The sequence below is a fragment of the Mycobacterium sp. E2462 genome (genome assembly GCF_001672685.1).
Lineage (GTDB): Bacteria > Actinomycetota > Actinomycetes > Mycobacteriales > Mycobacteriaceae > Mycobacterium.
The window spans coordinates 1-1,987 of the sequence record NZ_LZKC01000055.1; the positions used below are offsets into that span (position 1 = coordinate 1).

Consider the following 1,987-nt stretch of genomic DNA (forward strand, 5'->3'; position numbering starts at 1 on the left):
CGGCTCAGCGCTCGCAAGCGTCCAACACCGGTCCCGACGATCAACGGGTCAACGCGACCGTGCGGCCGCCGCGAATGCCCGCACGGGTCCAGCGTCTCGGTCACGTCGTGTTGCAGTCGACCACCTACCTGCAAACGCTGAACTGGTACCTGGACACCTTCGGCATGATCGTCAGCGACTTCCTCTTCTTTCCCGGGCAACGCGACCGCGGTCCGACGATGAGCTTCATCCGTTGCGACCGCGGCAGCGTGCCCGCCGACCATCACACTCTGGCGTTGACGCTGGGACCGGCCAACCGCTATGTGCACTCGGCCTACGAGGTCAGTGACCTCGACGCGCTGGCCGCCGGCGGCGAATACCTGCGCGAGCGCGGCTACCTGCGGTCCTGGGGCATCGGCCGCCACATTCAGGGCAGCCAGTTGTTCGATTACTGGCGCGATCCCGACGGCTTCCTGGTGGAGCACTTCACCGACGGCGACATGTTCGACAACACCCTCGAACCCGGCTGGGCACCGTTCACCGCCTCCGGGTTGGCCCAGTGGGGGCCCCCGGCGACTCGGGACTTTTTCGACGCCAGCCCACGCTCGGCGCGCCACCAGGTGACCGCCATGCTGTCCGGCCTGCGCGGCGACAACGAATTCGACGTCCACCGCCTCATCGGCCTACTGAAAGTCGCAACCTCATGACCATCTCCGTACTGCGCACCAGCGATAGCTGGTGGGTACACACCCCCACCGGCGCCGCACCGATCTCCACCAGCGCGACCAGCACCGCCGACCTGCTCGCCGACCGGGCGGCCATCGATGCGGCGACCACCGCCGGGGGGACTGTCGCGGTCGACGACCTGCGGCTGCTGTCGCCGGTGACCGCGCCGTGCCGGGTCGTGGCACAGATGACCAACTTCGAATCCCACGTCAAAGACGCCGGCATGGACCCCAAGGCGGTGCCCCTGACGTTCTTCCGGAAGTCCTCGGCCTCCATCACCGGCCCCTTCGACGAAATCGTGCGACCGCCCCATGTGCGCTTGCTCGACTACGAGGTCGAGATCGGCCTGGTCATCGGGCGCGACATTCCGGTCGGCACCACTGTCACCGATGCCAACCTCGCCGACTACGTCGCCGCCCTGACGATCACCAACGACGTCTCCGCCCGCGACATTCAGCTCCCGCAAACCCAGTTCTACGAGGCCAAGTCCTACCCGACGTTTACCCCGGTCGGGCCGGCGCTGGTGCTTCTTAACGCCGCCGAACTGGCCCGCTTCGGCGACCTACGGTTGCGGCTGCGGGTCAGCGGCGAGGAGCGCCAAAACGCACTCGTCGAAGGCGACATGCTGTACCGGCCTCTGCAAGCCCTGCAGGCGCTGACGCGGTTCCAGCACCTGGCCCCCGGTGATCTCATCCTCACCGGCACCCCGGTGGGCACCGCGCTGAGCGCCCCCCCGAAGCCGATCGAACTGATCGGCAACTTGCTGCCCCCGGCGCTGAAGTGGAAGGCCTTCTTCGCCCGACAGGCCAACAACCCGAAGTACCTGCGCCACGGCGACGTCGTGGAAGCCTCGATCGCCACCGACGACGGTGCGATCGACCTGGGCACGCAACGGCTGGCGGTGCGCTGCGCATGAGCGCGAAACTGTTGTGGCCCGTGTGCCAGTCACTGGCCGATCTCGCCGTCGACTGGGCCTTCGAGGTGTGATGACCGAGTCCGTAGCGGACCCCGCCATCGAGCACGTGCCGGTCGCCGTCGTGGGCGGCGGGCCGACCGGCATGACCGCGGCCACCGTGCTCGCCCAGTGCGGCGTCGACACCCTGGTCCTGGACCGGTGGCCGCAGGTGTACCCACAGCCGCGCGCGGTGCACCTCGACGACGAGATCTACCGCATCCTGGCTCGGCTCGGTGTCGCCGAGGACTTCGCCGCCATCTCCCGACCGGCCCGCGGCCTGCGCCTCGTGGACCGCGACCTGTCGGTGCTCGCCGAGTTCCAGCGCGC

At 68.5% G+C, this 1,987-nt stretch carries 3 protein-coding genes; all 3 read left to right on the top strand.

What is annotated here, in order from left to right; translation table 11 throughout:
- Window positions 1-686 (top strand): VOC family protein (locus A5714_RS03000; RefSeq protein ID WP_197513524.1); only part of this gene is annotated, 686 nt, incomplete at its 5' end.
- A complete protein-coding gene (locus tag A5714_RS03005; RefSeq protein ID WP_068282618.1) occupies window positions 683-1,621 on the top strand; it encodes a fumarylacetoacetate hydrolase family protein in 939 nt (312 codons plus the stop codon). The genes A5714_RS03000 and A5714_RS03005, both read left to right, overlap by 4 nt.
- Window positions 1,622-1,691: 70 nt before the next feature.
- Window positions 1,692-1,987, top strand: a 296-nt coding sequence (locus tag A5714_RS03010) for an FAD-dependent monooxygenase (RefSeq protein ID WP_156747150.1), incomplete at its 3' end; no start/stop codon positions are given.

Bases quoted from the DNA above. Each gene is read 5' to 3' on its own strand.
- A5714_RS03005 (WP_068282618.1), top strand. From the start codon at position 683: ATGACCATCTCCGTACTGCGCACCAGCGATAGCTGGTGGGTACACACC.